The following is a 15,051-nucleotide window of genomic DNA, read 5'->3' as shown; positions in this document are numbered from 1 at the left end:
TCCTGCCTTCCTTTTCAGACGGTGGTTAATGGGGCAGCGCTGCTGGCAGAGGCCAGCTCCAGCAAACCGGCAAAGGTCACCTGTTCATTTTTTAATTCACCCACCACCTGACCACGGTTAAACACCAGTGCGCGGTTACAGATGTGGGCAATCTCTTCGAGGTCATTGGAAATCACCAGTACCGCCACGCCATCGACCAGCGCTTTATTCAGCAGGTGATAGATTTCTTCGCGCGCGCCGACATCGACGCCAGCAGTGGGATCTTCCAGAATCAGCAGCGGCGCATTGAGATGCATCCAGCGCGCCATCACCACCTTCTGTTGGTTACCGCCAGATAAGGCGCTGATGTCGAGATTGACGTCTTTGGGACGGACATCGAACAGCTGCACTTTCCACCAGCTGGCCCCGATTTCGGCGCGACGTCCGTAGCGAGACAGCAACCGATGGCCGCTGGCACAGGGATTGAGAAACAGGTTCTCGCGCACGCTCATCGACATCACCAGACTTTCACCGGTACGATCGCCCGCGACCAGCGACACACCCGCCGCCATCGCCTGATCGGGAGCCTGCGGTCGATAAGCCTGATCACGAAAGCGGATGCTGCCAGCGGTGGCCTGGCGCAGACCAAACAACAGGCGGCCTATCTCCTCTTGCCCGGCACCGCGTAATCCGGCCAACGCCAGCATTTCGCCCGCTTGCAGGCTGAAGCTGACCGGCCCGACTTCATCAATGCAGAGTTGATCCAACACCAACACCGGTTTGCTCGCTGCCGGTAGCGGTTGACGTTGATTGCCCTCCAGCGCTTCGCCAACGATCATCTCCACCAGATCGCGTAGCTGGTAATCGGCGGTGTTGCCCTCTGCGACGCGCTTACCATCACGCATCACACAGATGCGATCGGCGATTTCGATCACTTCGTCAAGGCGGTGAGTAACGTAAATCATGCCGACCTTGCGACTTTTCAGTCGGTTGATCACCTCAAACAGGTGACGCACATCATTGGCCGGTAACGAGGCGGTAGGTTCATCCAGCACCAGCACTTCGGCGTTGACCGCCACCGCACGCGCAATCGCCAGCAGCGATTTCTCGGTACGTGACAATTCAAACACCCGGGCATCCGGGTCCAGCATGATGCCAACATCGATCAGGGCGGCACGCGAACGTTCGCGCACCGCTCGCCAGTCAATCAAGCCGAGACGACGGGTGAAGCCCATCACCAGCGCCATATTTTCAGCCACCGTCATCCATTCGATCAGCCCGAGATCCTGATGGATAAAGGCGATCGGCTGCCGGGTCGCGGTTTTCAGACTGGCGGCAGAGGCGATGCTGGCGTCATGAAAGCGGATATCGCCCTCATCACGGTTGTACACCCCGGCCAGCACTTTGATCAGCGTGGATTTTCCAGCACCGTTTTCTCCCAGCAGGGCAACCACCTCGCCGGGAAAGACTTCAAGACTGACATCGTTGACGGCGGGATTACCGCCAAAGCGTTTGGTGATATGGCTCAGAGTAAGAACCGGTGTTCCCGGGCTATGCTGCATTACCGCCTCCTGCAAACTCCTGGTGAGCATCAACAGCGGCGACAGCATGAAAACACCGCTAAATTTCAACATGCGAAATACGATTCCAAAAAATACTATTCCTGGCGCGCCGGAAAAGCAAAGAAGTGGTGAGGATATATTTTGTTTTAAAACAGTTAGTTATAATTAATGTTGTGGATTTGTGATGCATCACTCACTTCCACAACGGGTGGATTTTCACCAAAAGTCACACTAAACCTGGCGAAAGATTCCCAGGCTGAAGTGCATGGGGTAACATCTGGCGACTGCTCTTTTATCGGAGTGGGAAAACTAAGAGGAAGCGTGGATGGTGGTTAAAGTAGCGAAAGCGAAGGAAGAGAAGAGTGACAAGCCACTGGGAACGCAGAGCTTGTTTCGTGGGCTGCAACTGATTGAATTATTGAGCAACTACCCAAACGGTTGCCCGCTGGCCCATCTTTCTGAGTTATCCGGGATGAACAAAAGTACCGTGCATCGCCTGTTGCAGGGGTTGCACAGCAGCGGCTATGTCACCCAGGCCCCCTCGCCTGGCAGTTACCGTTTAACCACCAAGTTTATCTCTGTCGGACAGAAGGCGCTCTCCTCCCTTAACATCATCCATGTTGCCGCCCCGCATCTGGAAAGGCTGAATCTGGAAGTCGGCGAAACGGTGAACTTCTCCAGTCGCGAAGATGATCACGTCATCCTGATTTATAAGCTGGAGCCGACCACCGGGATGATGCGTACCCGCGCCTATATCGGTCAGCACATGCCGCTGTACTGTTCGGCAATGGGTAAGATTTTTATGGCCTGGGGCAGCGAAGAGTACCCGGCCCACTACTGGCAAAGCCATCAGGACAGCATTCAGCAACTGACGAAAAACACCATCACCACGCTACCGGAGATGATGGAAGAACTGAAAACCATCCGCCAGCAGCAAACAGCGATGGATCGCGAAGAGAATGAATTGGGTGTTTCCTGTATCGCCGCCCCGGTGTTCGATATTCAGCAACGGGTGCCTTATGCGGTGTCGATTTCACTGCCTACCGCCAAGCTGCAACAGATCGGGGTGAAAAAGCTGATGGGTCCGGTGGTCGCCACCGCCCGTGCGATTTCGGAGGAGCTGGGATACGTGGTAGCGCAAAAGGCGTGCACGTTACCGTAAAAAAATCCGTACCGTAGCGGCGCGATTTATCGCGCAGGTTTTACACCCCAAAGGTCAAAAGCGCGCGATAAATCGCGCCGCTACGCATGAGATGACGTTCCGCTACTGGTCGTTGGTAAAGCGCCCTACAATCGTCGCGGCGCCGAGTGCATGCCCTTTCAGTTTAGCGACCAGTGCATCATGGGTCAGCCCGGCCGGTAAGCTGTTGGCGGGTAGATCGGTCGCGACCAGCACAAAGTTATAGTGATGTATGCCACTCCCCACTGGCGGGCATGGGCCGTAGTAATGGTTGGTGCCGGGTGAGTTTTTCCCACCGGTATAACCAACGCCTTTCGCCAGTTCGCCCTGTGCAAAGGCGCTGCGATCGGCCGCGATGTTATAGGCCACCATATGCGTCACCCCTAACCCTTTGCCACCCACCGGGTCGGTGATCATCAACGCAAAACTGCGCGTGCCCGCGGGCGCATTTGACCAGCTCAGTGCCGGTGAGACATTTTCCCCGGTACAGGAGGGATTCCCCTGCGCATTTCCGGCAAACTCCTTATTCAACATCGCGTTATCGGTAAAATCGGGCGACTGTAAGGTAAAAATCGGGGCTGCCATCACCGAGGCAGGCAACAGCGCCAACATCAGCGCGCGCTTAAGCATAACCATCATTCACTCCTGTTGATGAAAAAACCGACCAAAGAAACAAGTATATACGCTCGCTTTCGCTACACTGCAAAACGCACCTCCAGTGAAATCAGGGAAACCGGATGTCAGACGCAGCCCTTCAACACTTCTTACCCACCACCCAGGCATGGTTCCGGGCGGCCTTTGCTGCGCCTACGCCCGTCCAGGTTGAAGCCTGGCAGGCCATCGCCAGCGCTAAAAATTGCCTGGTGATTGCGCCGACCGGATCGGGCAAAACCCTCGCCGCCTTTTTGCATGCCATCGATGCGCTATTCCGTGAACGCAGCCAGCCAGCAACCGTTGCCCGCAGCCATAAAACCCGCATCCTGTATATTTCACCGGTGAAGGCCCTGGCCGCCGATGTGCAACGCAACTTGCAACTGCCGCTGGCAGGCGTGGAAGCACAACGCCGCCAGCAGGGCGAAGCGGAAATCGCCTTGCAGGTAGGCATGCGTTCGGGCGATACACGCAGTGCCGAACGGGCGCAGTTACAACGTCGTCCGCCCGATATTCTGATCACCACACCCGAATCGCTGTTCCTGATGCTGACGTCCAAAGCACGTGAAACGCTGCGCGGGGTATCTACGGTGATCGTCGATGAAGTGCATGCCGTGGCGGGCAGCAAACGCGGTTCCCATCTGGCGCTCAGTCTGGAACGACTGGATACGTTACTGGCGCAGCCGGCACAACGTATCGGGTTATCCGCGACCGTGCGCCCGCCCGAGGCCGTGGCGCGTTTCCTCGGTGGCGCGGGTGAAACCCTGGTGGTCAATCCAGCGGCCACGCGGCCGTTGCAACTCACCATTACCGTACCCGTGGCGGATATGACCGATATCCAGCAGCGTCCCGATGCCCAGGCGGCACAGGATGGCACCCTGGCCGCCGGATCAATCTGGCCGCATATTGAAGCGGGCATCCTTGACGAAGTGCTCCGTCACCGGGCCACGCTGGTGTTCACCAACTCGCGCGGGCTGGCGGAAAAACTCACCGCGCGACTGAATGAACGCTATGCCCGTCAGTTGGGCGAGCAGCCGACCGAACCGGAAGCCGCTTTTGGCTATGGGTCTTTTACCGGTGGCACGGAAAAACGCGCGCAACTGCCCGATAACCTGATTGCCCGCTCGCATCACGGTTCAGTATCGAAGGAACAACGGCTGGAGATTGAGAACGCCCTGAAAGCAGGCGAGCTGCGATGCGTGGTGGCGACCTCCAGCCTCGAACTGGGTATCGATATGGGCGATATCGACCTGGTGATTCAGGTCGGGGCACCGCTGTCGGTTGCCAGCGCATTGCAACGCGTCGGACGCGCCGGGCATCAGGTGGGCGGTACACCAAAAGGAATTTTTTGGCCACGCACCCGGCGTGATTTGCTGGACACTGCCGTGACGGTCGAGGCGATGCTGGCTGGCGAGCTGGATGCGATTGCCCCGCCCCATAATCCGTTGGACGTGCTGGCCCAACATACCGTGGCTGCGGCGGCGATGGAGACGTTGCAGGTTGATGACTGGTTTGCGCTGGTACGCCGCGCCGACCCTTTCCGGGCGTTGCCACGCGCAGCCTTTGAGGCAGTGCTGGATATGCTCTCCGGGCGTTACCCTGCGGATGAATTCGCCAATCTGCGCCCGCGCATCATCTGGGATCGGCACAACCATACCCTGAGCGGCCGTCCGGGTGCGCAACATCTGGCTGTCACCAGCGGCGGCACCATCCCGGATCGCGGCATGTTCAGCGTCATGTTGCCGGAGGGCGAAGAACAAACCGGCGCGCGGCGCGTTGGTGAGCTGGATGAAGAGATGGTGTATGAATCGCGGGTTAACGACATCATCACCCTCGGAGCCACCTCCTGGCGTATCCAGCAAATCACCCATGATCAGGTGGTGGTGGTGCCCGCCCCCGGACGCTCAGCGCGTCTGCCATTCTGGCATGGCGAAGGTGTGGGCCGTTCTGCCGCATTAGGTGAAGCCATTGGACGCTTTCTGCGTGAAGTGGATCAGGGCGCGCCGCTGACCGACACGCTGGATGAGCATGCCCGGCATAATATTCAGACGCTGATCGCCGAACAACATCAGGCCACTGGTGTACTCCCCACTGACCGCGCACTACTGATTGAACGTTGCCGGGATGAAACCGGCGACTGGCGCGTGATTCTGCACTCGCCTTATGGTCAACGCGTGCATGCGCCCTGGGCGCTGGCGGTGGCGGATCGGATTGCTCGGGTGATGGGCATCGATCCCGCCGTCGTAGCCAGTGATGACGGGATCGTTGCGCGTTTTCCCGACAGCGATGGCCGTGTCCCGGGCGCGGAACTGTTCCTGTTTGCACCCGATGAGCTGCAACGGGTGGTGAACCATGCCGTTGGTCAGTCCGCGCTATTTGCCGCCCGCTTCCGCGAATGTGCCGCCCGCGCCCTGCTGTTGCCACGCCGTAATCCGGGCCAGCGTTCGCCACTATGGCAGCAGCGATTGCGCGCCGGACAGTTGCTGGAAGTTGCGCGCCAATTCGATGATTTTCCCATCCTGATCGAAACCGCCCGTGAATGTTTGCAGGATGTCTATGATCTTCCCGCCCTGCATCGTCTGATGGCGCGTTTGCAACGGGGTGAAATCCAACTGGCAGACGTCACCACCGAATCCCCCTCTCCCTTTGCTGCGCCGCTGCTGTTCGGTTATGTAGCGGAATTTATGTATGCCAGCGATGCTCCCCAGGCAGAGAGACGCGCATCCATGCTGGCGCTGGACAGCAAGCTGCTCAAGAGACTACTCGGCGAAGTGGATATGCGTGAGCTGCTGGACACCACCCTGGTGGCACGCGTGGAACAAGAGTTGCAGCGCCTGCCTGCCGGGTATCACGCCACCAGCATTGAAGCGCTGTCGGACCTGCTGCGCGAAGTGGGTCCGTTAACCGACGCAGAACTGGCGCTCCGCTATAGTGGCGATGCACCACTGGCCGAGGGCTTGCAAGCCTTACAACTGGCGCAGCGCATCTTTTCCGTGCGCATTGCCGACCAGCAACGCTGGGCGCTGGCAGAAGATGCCTCGCGTCTGCGCGATGCGCTGGGATGCCACGTGCCGGATACCCTGCCGCCTGCGTTGCTCCAGCCCGTGACGCGCCCCTTGTATGACCTGCTGCACCGTTATGCCCGTACCCATGCGTTATTCACTGCTTCTGAACTCGCTCACCATTTCGGCCTGGGTGTCGCCGTGGTGGCCGATGCGCTGGGGGAGCTGCGTCAACAGGGCAAAGTCATCAAAGGTGATTTCACCCCATCAGACGATGAAGAGCCGCAATGGGTGGCAGAAAATGTGTTTCGTCGCCTGCGCCTGCGCTCACTTCAGGCCGCACGTGACGCCACCAAACCGGTTGATCCAGCGGTCTATGTGGCACTGCTGCTGGAACGTCAGGGGGTCGTCAGCGATGCCAGCGCCCGCCAGACACAAGGGGCTTTTAGTGGCGTCAACGGCGTGGTACGCGTGATCGAACAACTGGCGGGAATTGCCCTGCCTGCCGCGCTCTGGGAAACACACATCCTCCCGGTGCGGGTGCGTGATTATCAACCGGCGATGCTGGATGAGCTGCTCTCCAGTGGCGAAGTGGTGTGGCATGGCCAACGCGCACCGGGTGCCGCTGAGGGGCTGGTATCGTTACATCTGAGCGAGTATGCCGCCGAGACCTTACCGCCTGCGGATGAAGGCAAGACCATCGCGCTGACACCGTTACAACATCAGATCCTGACGCTGTTGCAGGACGGTAGCGGTTGGTTTGTGCGCCAACTGATCCCGCGCCTCGCGCAAGACAGCCCCGACCCGGCACTGATTTATCAAGCCATGTGGGATCTGGCCTGGCGCGGTTATCTCACCACCGATACCTGGTCGGCGTTACGCAGTGTCACCGGTCATGTCAACTCGCCACGCCCGCGCCCGGCTCGTCCCAGCCGTCATCGCCGGGGACATGCCGGATACGCCGCGCCTGCCAGCCGGATTGCCAGTGGCCCTGGTCTCACTAGCATGGCGGGACGCTGGTCGTTGTTAGCGCGATCCGCGATTGCCGACACTGAACGCGCCCTGGCGCTGACGGAAAATATGCTCGATCGCTTTGCTGTGGTGAGTCGAGGTGCCGCCATTGCCGAACAGGTACCCGGCGGTTTCCCGGCGTTGCAACCGGTACTGCGTGGCCTGGAAGATAGCGGGCGCGTGTTGCGCGGACGCTTTGTGGCCGGTATGGGCGCTGCACAGTTCGCCGACCACACGGTGATTGACCGCCTGCGCCAACTCGCCAGTCATCAACGTCTGACCGGCAGCCCGGTTGCCCTTGCTGTACTCGATCCCGCCAACCCCTTCGGCGTGCAATTGCCGTGGCCCCTGAGCCTGGCCGGGAATCGTCCCACCCGCCGCCATGGCGCGCTGGTGGTGATCGGCCATGGTCGTGTGTTGTTGTATCTGCCGCAAGGGGGTAAGGAACTGATGACCTTTGCGTCTGCCGCTACGCTCGATGAGCAACATGCGGCGGTGCTGGCGCTGGGCGCGGCGCTAAAACGGGAAAAACACCTTAGTTTTACCCTCGAACGGGTTGACGATCAGCCCGCCGGGCAATCCCCGCTGCTGGCCGCGCTAAAAGAAGCGGGGTTTTCCCGCGTGCCACGGGGGTACAGTTGGTATGGCTAGTAGCGGCGCGATTTATCGCGCGGATTTTTCATGCATCGCGCACGAAACAGCGCGATAAATCGCGCCGCTACGAAAGTCAGTAGCTCACCACCGTTACCCAGTTCGCATCTCCCCCGGCGGGTGCGCTGCCGACATGTTTCAGCACTCCGCTGCGTCGATTGATGGCGTAGCTGCCGGTGACGTTGCTTTTCTCTCCACTGGCAATCAACCAGCGCCCGTCGGGCGAAATCGCAATCCCGCGCGGCTGTTTTTCTACCGGCCAGCTGCCGATTAAGGTCAATTTTCCGTCCTCTTTATTAATGCGATAACCCGACACCGTGCTGGTGGTACGTTCCGTCACGTACAAAAATCGGCCGTTGGGGGTAATACGAATATCCGCTGACCAGATACGAGGCGTGGGATCGTTATAATCAGCCAGGCGCTCGCGACCCTGTTGCAGATGGTATTGCGTGGCCACCGCGTTGGGCCACTCGGCGATCTTTTTCAATGCCCCGTTGGGTTGACGCTGGAATTGGGTAATGATGCCGCCCATCTCACCAATGTTGTAGAGATAACGGTTATCCGGTGACATCACTGAATGGCGTGCGCCATTGTTGGCCTCAGTTTCCACGTATCCCTCACCAATCGGTGTCAGGCTGCCGTCCTGAGTAAGATTGAGTTGCAGCACCCGATCCGTCCCCAGGTTGCCGACATAGACCGAGCGGCCGGTCGCATCACTGATCACCGAGTGCGCCGCGTGGCCGGTTTTGTATGCTGCGACCGGTGGCGCAATGACCTTGCCGTCACCCGCCAGACGATAGACATGCACCACATCGCCATCATAGGAGGAACCCAGCAGGAAACGCCCCTGGCTGTCGGTGCTGATGTAAGGGTAACTGGCTGCGGCTGGGGTTTCGCTGGCCTGCAACAAATCGCCGGTTTGCGCATCAATTGTCCAGCTCATCAACCTTAAGGGCTGACTGCGAATCGCAGCGTACAGGCGGTGATGATCGGCACTCAGCGCCATCGGCATCACTTTCCCCCCTGCGGAGGTTTGTCCAAGTAAGGTCAGCGCACCGGTTTTCTCATTCAGACTGTAACGGGCAATGTTGCCGTCACTGGCTTCGGATACATAAACAAAGGTTTGCGCCAGCAAGGGCGCACTAAATGTCAGCGCAGAGAGGAGCGCCAGACGTAGAGCAATTTTCATTATTATCTCCGTGATTCAGGAGCAACCCCACACAGGCCGCTTAACCGCCTATAGATATAAGTGGCGTAAAGGTCACCGGGTAATGTGTGATTGCCTGACTCGCTTTGGGCATCCTGCCAAAGAGCGTACTATTTCAATGGGTTATTGATTATTAACTTAAAAAGTTTAATCCAGGATTGTGCACTGGCTCACTGGTGGCGGATGGCTTAACATCAGGGCAATGATGATGGCAATGGAGTCCCGAATGTCGAGTTTGCGCTTGTTGGTGTCCCAGTCCAACGACCCCTGGTTTAACCTTGCGGTGGAAGATTGTATTTTCCGCCAGATGCCGACCACCCAGCGCGTGCTGTTTCTCTGGCAAAACGCGGAAACCATCGTGATTGGGCGCGCGCAAAATCCGTGGAAAGAGTGCAACACCCGACGTATGGCAGAAGATCACATCAAACTGGCACGCCGCAGCAGTGGCGGTGGTGCCGTGTTTCACGATCTGGGTAACTGTTGCTTTACCTTTATGGCCGGCAAGCCGGAATACGATAAAAGCGTCTCGACCGCCATTATTCTCCAGGCGCTGGCAAGCCTGGGTGTCAGCGCAGAGGCGTCGGGCCGTAACGATATTGTGGTGAATGTAGCAGGCGACGTCCGCAAAATCTCTGGTTCTGCATACCGCGAAACGCCCGATCGCGGTTTTCATCACGGTACTTTTCTGATGAACGCAGATCTGTCACGGCTGGCGGATTATCTCAATCCTGACGTCAAAAAATTGCAGGCCAAAGGCATCACCTCGGTGCGCTCACGTGTCGCCAATCTGGTCGAGCTGATGCCGGATATCAGCTATGCAAAAATTTGTGACGCCGTCACGCAAGCCTGGTTCACTTACTATCAGGATCAGTGCCAACCCGAGTTTATCTCCCCTGAGGCACTACCTGACCTGCCCGGCTTTGCTGAACAATTTGCCAAACAAAGCAGCTGGGAATGGAATTTCGGCCAGGCACCGGATTTCTCTCACCTGCTCGATCAGCGCTTTGCCTGGGGCGGCGTGGAAATCCATTTCGACATCGAACGCGGCAGCATTAGTCGCTGCCAGATCTTTACCGATAGTCTCAACCCGGCACCGCTGGAAACACTGGCAACCCGTTTGAGCGGCATCGCCTACCGCCCGGAAGCCGTGGCTGCGCAACTGATGCGTCTGGAAAGCGAATTTCCCGCACAGCAAACCGAACTGGCGCAACTTGGGCAATGGTTGCTTGCCAGCTTGCGTTGAGCAGATTGCACTCCATCACCATATGGTTATAATGAATTAACCAAATGGAGGTGTACGATGAAACAATTCACACTCCCGGCCACCCCTGCCGCGCCCGAACGTTTGTGGCAGTTTGCCGGGCTAACCAGCGCAGATGGCGTGCAGTTGATGGGCCAGATTGATGCGGGCCTCGACGGTTCCGTTGCCAGCCGCATCGTGTCATGGGCGCGAATAACGCAGGCTGATCTGCGCCATATGACCGGCATTCCCGGTACCACCTTTACCCGTGGGCTAAAAAACCGTTTTACCTCGGAGCAAAGCGAGCGCCTGGTACGCTTTATCCGCGTGATGGATCGCGCGGTGGAGTTGTTTGAAGGCGACCGGGAAAAAGCGCTGCAATGGTTGAATGAACCGGCGCGCGCCCTCGGGAATCAGAAACCGGGCGATATCGTCTCGTCTGAAACCGGCGCGTATGAAGTACTGAAACTGATCACCCGCCTTGAGCATGGTGTCTATTCGTGAAGTTATACCGCATGACCAAAACCCGCTTTCTCAGTTCAGCCTGGAGCGGCTACGGTGCCAGGGAAGGTGGCGGGCGCTGGAACAGCATCGGTGTCTCAATGGTTTACGCTTCCGAGACCGCCTCGCTTACCATGCTGGAAACCCTCATTCATCTGCAAAGCGCCAGCATTCTCGATTTCTTCACGCTGTTAAGCATCGACGTCCCGGACGAGATGATCCAATGGATTGATGCTGCGCAATTACCGCAGGACTGGGCCGCAGCGCAGGCACCCGCCGCGCTGCGCCAGTTTGGTGATTTTTGGATCGACAGCCAGGCGTCAGTCGCATTACGCGTGCCCAGCGCGCTGTCTCCGGTAGAATTTAATTACCTGCTCAATCCGGAACATCCGCAATTTACGGCTCTGGTTAAAAATGCGGTAGAAATCCCCTTTCGTTTCGATGCGCGTTTTGCACGCTGAATTATTTAAACAGCACCCCCATTTCCTCATTATGATTATAAATACAAATATCGCGACCATGTTGTTTGCCGTGATACATGGCTTTATCCGCCAGCTCGATGCTTCTTTCCAGTGAACCGTCATCACGCACCGGCGCAACACCAAAGGTGGCGGTGACATTAATAATGTGGTGTTCATAGGAAAAGGTTTCATTACGCATTCTTTTCATTAAGCGTTCAACGAGTTTTTTGATATCAGCCAGACATGGCGCTTCAACTAAAATAACGAACTCCTCACCACCATAGCGATAGCATTTTTCGCATTTCCTCATGGTCTCCAGCAGCAACTGCGCCAGACCTTTCAGCACCGTATCACCGCCATTGTGACCATATTGGTCATTCACTGTTTTAAAGTGGTCGACATCGAGAATAATGACATAGAGGGTGTGTTCGGTGAGGGCGCAACGCTGCTGCAAGCGTTCAAAATCACTGATCAATTTACTGCGCATCGGTAGTTCGGTAAGCGCATCGTAGCTACTGCGGCTCGCCAGCAGCCGCGTCTTGTAGCCGTCGAGCGCATCGAGGAAGCTTTTCTGTTTTTGAAAATATTCCTCCAGCTGGGGATGGGTAAAGCTATTCGCATTGATCGCTGTGATAATTTCCCTGACCGCATCATGCATTTTTATATGGCTATCGGAGATGCGTAAGAGATCATTGTCATTAAAATTATACTTAATTAGCATGGCATCGATCCACTTACCAAAGTCACAATAGCCGTGTGAATGTGGGTCTGCCAATGACTTATCAAAATTACCGCCAAATAAACTGATTTCCAGTAACCGATTTGACCATTCATAGTGGTTTTTGATAGCGTGATTTAAGCTGGCAATATCGACTTCAATGTCATAAATAGTTCGTTGCATTTTTCCTCCAGGATTTTTAAAACTATGGACAAGCTTACAAAACCCACCTTATAGATTTGATTGTTTTTGTAAAAAAGAATCATCCTGGTGACTAATTTTTAATTTTATGATCAGAGAACAGTTTTATCACGCAAGTTGCTGATCTTCGGCGCGGGGAATAAATAAAACCTTTTCGCCAATGTTTTATTTGTCGATCAGCGCGATGAGTTGTTAAATATTCGGGCTAAATATGAGTAAAGAAATGTCGGCGCACCGCCATGATGCGCGCACTTATCTCAACCGCTCTCTGACAAACCCGGTGAGCGCTTTTAACGCCGGGGGCACCAGTCGGTGACCCGGATAGTAAAGACACAGCTCGCCAAGATTGACCTGCCACTCAGACATCAACTGAACCAGCCTGCCAGCCTGCACATCTGCCGCCACATGACGCTCTGACATACAGGCGATGCCCAATCCCCCGGTGACCGCTTTCTGTGCCGAAGCCAGATCGTTCACAATCAACTGTGGCTCAACCTGCACCTTATAGCTATGTTGCTGATGACTCAGTTCCCAGCGATAAATGCTGCCATCAGCCATGCGCATACAAATACAAGCATGCTCGTGCAACGCCTGTGGCTGCTCAGGCGTGCCGCAACGGGAGAGATAATCGGGCGACGCCACCAGAATCATGCGCAACGGTGGTGTCAGTTTGACCGCAATCATATCTGCCGGGATATCATCCGCCAGACGGATACCCGCATCAAAGCCCGCCGCAACAATATCCACCTTCTCCTTCTGGCTGTGGATCTCCGCACGAATTCGTGGATAGCGGGCGAGAAACGGCAGCAGAATTTCGTCATACCAGAGCGCACAGCTTTCCGGCGGCACATTAAGACGCAACGTACCGGCCGGATCGGCGGGTTGACTGGCAATTTCTTCCGATGCGCTGCGGATCACCTCCACCGCCGGGGCGATCTTCAGGGTAAAACGCCGCCCGGCTTCCGTTAACCCCACGCTGCGCGTAGTCCGGTTGAACAGCCGCACCCCCAGCCGCTTTTCCAGTGCCGCGATGGCGTTGGTCACCGCCGAAGGTGAGATTTCCAACTCACTGGCTGCCCCGCTAAAGCTGCCGCGACGCGCGACGGCCAGCATAATTTCAAGTTCACTGATACCGGTTCGATTCATCGATTATTCCGTCAGACGCAATACCCTTTGCAGGCTAAGGCGGATTATAGCGCCAATGCTCGCGTGCTACCTTGCTCTGCCTACCCGCTTAATAAGGAGAACCGCCAGATGCGCACCTTCGAACACATCTATATTAATGGCCGCTTTGTCACCCCGGCGGGCACCGAGTGGCTGGATATTATCAAACCTGCTGACGGTAGCGTTATCGGTACAGCCCGACTGGCAGATGAAACCGATGCGTTACACGCCATTGCGGCGGCCAAAGCCGCTTTTAGCGATTTTTCTCGTCTGAGTGTCGCCGATCGCCTGGCACTGCTGGCGAACATGGTCGAAGTCCTGCAACAAAGCGAAGACGAGTTACATCATGCCATTCGCGAAGAATATGGCGCGCCCGCTTCACGTTCGCAATGGATGGCGACGTATCCGGCAGCGGTAGTGCAACAGGTGATGGCCGAATTGCGCGCCTACCCCTTTGTGCAGCAGGCGGGACGCGCCACGGTGCAGATGTTACCGCTGGGCGTTGCCGGTCTGATCACGCCATGGAACAGCAACGCCGGGTTTATCTGCCATAAACTGGCGACCGCCATCGCGGCCGGATGTACCACGGTGATTAAACCGAGTGAGTTCAGCATCTGGCAAACTGACGTGGTGACCCGGGCGCTGGATCGCGCCGGATTGCCGCCCGGCGTGTTCAACATCGTTACCGGACGCGGAGCCAGTGTCGGCCACGCCATCAGTACCAGCCCCGATGTGGCGAAAATTTCCTTTACCGGATCGACCGAGACCGGCAAAGCGATTCTGCGCAATGCCGCAGACAGCTTTAAACGCGTTACGCTGGAGCTGGGAGGGAAATCCCCAACGCTGATTTTACCCGATGCCGACGCGCGCTCTGCTGCCGAGCTGGCGGTACAGGCAGGATTTATCAACAGCGGGCAGGCCTGCATCGCCGGTACCCGGATTCTGGTGCCGCAAGCACGGAAAGCCGAGTTTGAGCGTGAACTGACCGCCGCAGTGCAACGCCAATCTTCCGGTGATCCTTCAGACGCAGCCACGACCATCGGTCCGATGATCAATCAGCGCCAGTGGGAACGCGTCCAGCGTTACATTGCGCTGGGTGAGCAACAAGGGGCGCGTTTGTTGGCCGGTGGCACTGGGCGGCCTGCGGCTTTGACGCACGGCTGGTATGTTAAACCCACCCTGTTCAGCGATGTCAGCAATGACATGACGCTTGCGCGTGACGAAATCTTTGGTCCGGTGCTGTGCATGCTGACCTATCGTGATGAACAGGAAGCGATCGCCATCGCCAATGACACCCAATATGGTCTGTCGGCGCTGGTGATTGGCGCGGATGAAACCCATGCCCGCAACGTGGCTGAACAGATTCTGGCCGGAAGAGTGATGATCAATACTCTGGCACATGAACCCCGCGCCCCCTTTGGCGGATTCCGTTGTTCGGGCATCGGCCGCGAGATGGGACAAGCCGGGATTACGGCGTTTCTGGAGTCACGGGCGCTGACCATCGCTTAATAACAGAATTTGTC

At 57.0% G+C, this 15,051-nt stretch carries 11 protein-coding genes; 6 read left to right on the top strand and 5 right to left on the bottom strand.

From position 1 onward, the window contains the following. Nucleotides 1-14: 14 nt before the first annotated feature. Nucleotides 15-1,541: a sugar ABC transporter ATP-binding protein gene (locus PAT9B_RS09510; RefSeq protein ID WP_041525946.1), complete on the bottom strand. Its 1,527-nt coding sequence runs from the start codon at nt 1,539-1,541 to the stop codon at nt 15-17. Nucleotides 1,542-1,866: 325 nt separating this feature from the next. Between PAT9B_RS09510 and PAT9B_RS09505 the strand changes: the two genes are divergently transcribed. Next, on the top strand, nt 1,867-2,703 hold the full coding sequence (locus PAT9B_RS09505) for an IclR family transcriptional regulator (protein ID WP_013509044.1): 837 nt from the start codon (nt 1,867-1,869) through the stop codon (nt 2,701-2,703). 102 nt (nt 2,704-2,805) lie between these two features. On the opposite strand, the gene PAT9B_RS09500 is transcribed toward PAT9B_RS09505, so the two are convergent. Next, on the bottom strand, nt 2,806-3,357 hold the full coding sequence (locus PAT9B_RS09500) for a YbhB/YbcL family Raf kinase inhibitor-like protein (RefSeq protein ID WP_013509043.1): 552 nt from the start codon (nt 3,355-3,357) through the stop codon (nt 2,806-2,808). Between the two features lie 101 nt (nt 3,358-3,458). Between PAT9B_RS09500 and PAT9B_RS09495 the strand changes: the two genes are divergently transcribed. Continuing rightward, nucleotides 3,459-8,036 carry an ATP-dependent helicase gene (locus PAT9B_RS09495; protein WP_013509042.1) on the top strand — a complete coding sequence of 1,526 codons (4,578 nt, stop codon included), beginning with the start codon at nt 3,459-3,461 and terminating at the stop codon, nt 8,034-8,036. A 76-nt stretch (nt 8,037-8,112) separates the two neighbouring features. Here PAT9B_RS09495 and PAT9B_RS09490 read toward each other — a convergent pair whose 3' ends face one another. Further along, entirely contained in the window at nt 8,113-9,225 is a 1,113-nt protein-coding gene (locus PAT9B_RS09490; RefSeq protein ID WP_013509041.1) for a beta-propeller fold lactonase family protein, read from the bottom strand. Nucleotides 9,226-9,469: 244 nt separating this feature from the next. Here PAT9B_RS09490 and PAT9B_RS09485 point away from each other — a divergent pair, with 244 nt between their 5' ends. The 3 genes from PAT9B_RS09485 to PAT9B_RS09475 are packed head-to-tail and all read left to right on the top strand — an operon-like array spanning nt 9,470 to nt 11,445. Next, on the top strand, nt 9,470-10,486 hold the full coding sequence (locus PAT9B_RS09485) for a lipoate--protein ligase A (RefSeq protein ID WP_013509040.1): 1,017 nt from the start codon (nt 9,470-9,472) through the stop codon (nt 10,484-10,486). A 57-nt stretch (nt 10,487-10,543) separates the two neighbouring features. Further along, a complete protein-coding gene (locus PAT9B_RS09480) occupies nt 10,544-10,987 on the top strand; it encodes an antitoxin Xre/MbcA/ParS toxin-binding domain-containing protein (protein ID WP_013509039.1) in 444 nt (147 codons plus the stop codon). Further along, on the top strand, nt 10,984-11,445 hold the full coding sequence (locus PAT9B_RS09475) for an RES family NAD+ phosphorylase (RefSeq protein ID WP_041525784.1): 462 nt from the start codon (nt 10,984-10,986) through the stop codon (nt 11,443-11,445). The genes PAT9B_RS09480 and PAT9B_RS09475 overlap by 4 nt, the downstream gene beginning before the upstream one ends. A gap of 1 nt (nt 11,446) precedes the next feature. Here the strand turns inward: PAT9B_RS09475 and PAT9B_RS09470 are convergent, their stop codons facing one another. Continuing rightward, on the bottom strand, nt 11,447-12,346 hold the full coding sequence (locus PAT9B_RS09470) for a diguanylate cyclase (RefSeq protein WP_013509037.1): 900 nt from the start codon (nt 12,344-12,346) through the stop codon (nt 11,447-11,449). A gap of 270 nt (nt 12,347-12,616) precedes the next feature. After that, entirely contained in the window at nt 12,617-13,510 is an 894-nt protein-coding gene (locus PAT9B_RS09465; protein WP_013509036.1) for a LysR family transcriptional regulator, read from the bottom strand. 108 nt (nt 13,511-13,618) lie between these two features. On the opposite strand from PAT9B_RS09465, the gene PAT9B_RS09460 reads away from it, so the two are divergent. Further along, complete coding sequence (locus PAT9B_RS09460) at nt 13,619-15,037, top strand: aldehyde dehydrogenase family protein (RefSeq protein WP_013509035.1); 1,419 nt, start codon at nt 13,619-13,621, stop codon at nt 15,035-15,037. Nucleotides 15,038-15,051: the final 14 nt, after the last annotated feature.

This window comes from Pantoea sp. At-9b, assembly GCF_000175935.2.
Lineage (GTDB): Bacteria > Pseudomonadota > Gammaproteobacteria > Enterobacterales > Enterobacteriaceae > Pantoea.
The sequence above is the reverse complement of the archived record's forward strand: the minus strand, read 5'-3'. Positions and strand labels throughout refer to the sequence as shown.

Bases quoted from the DNA above. Each gene is read 5' to 3' on its own strand.
- PAT9B_RS09510 (WP_041525946.1), bottom strand. From the start codon at position 1,541: ATGCAGCATAGCCCGGGAACACCGGTTCTTACTCTGAGCCATATCACC.
- PAT9B_RS09505 (WP_013509044.1), top strand. From the start codon at position 1,867: ATGGTGGTTAAAGTAGCGAAAGCGAAGGAAGAGAAGAGTGACAAGCCA.
- PAT9B_RS09500 (WP_013509043.1), bottom strand. From the start codon at position 3,357: ATGGTTATGCTTAAGCGCGCGCTGATGTTGGCGCTGTTGCCTGCCTCG.
- PAT9B_RS09495 (WP_013509042.1), top strand. From the start codon at position 3,459: ATGTCAGACGCAGCCCTTCAACACTTCTTACCCACCACCCAGGCATGG.
- PAT9B_RS09490 (WP_013509041.1), bottom strand. From the start codon at position 9,225: ATGAAAATTGCTCTACGTCTGGCGCTCCTCTCTGCGCTGACATTTAGT.
- PAT9B_RS09485 (WP_013509040.1), top strand. From the start codon at position 9,470: ATGTCGAGTTTGCGCTTGTTGGTGTCCCAGTCCAACGACCCCTGGTTT.
- PAT9B_RS09480 (WP_013509039.1), top strand. From the start codon at position 10,544: ATGAAACAATTCACACTCCCGGCCACCCCTGCCGCGCCCGAACGTTTG.
- PAT9B_RS09470 (WP_013509037.1), bottom strand. From the start codon at position 12,346: ATGCAACGAACTATTTATGACATTGAAGTCGATATTGCCAGCTTAAAT.
- PAT9B_RS09465 (WP_013509036.1), bottom strand. From the start codon at position 13,510: ATGAATCGAACCGGTATCAGTGAACTTGAAATTATGCTGGCCGTCGCG.
- PAT9B_RS09460 (WP_013509035.1), top strand. From the start codon at position 13,619: ATGCGCACCTTCGAACACATCTATATTAATGGCCGCTTTGTCACCCCG.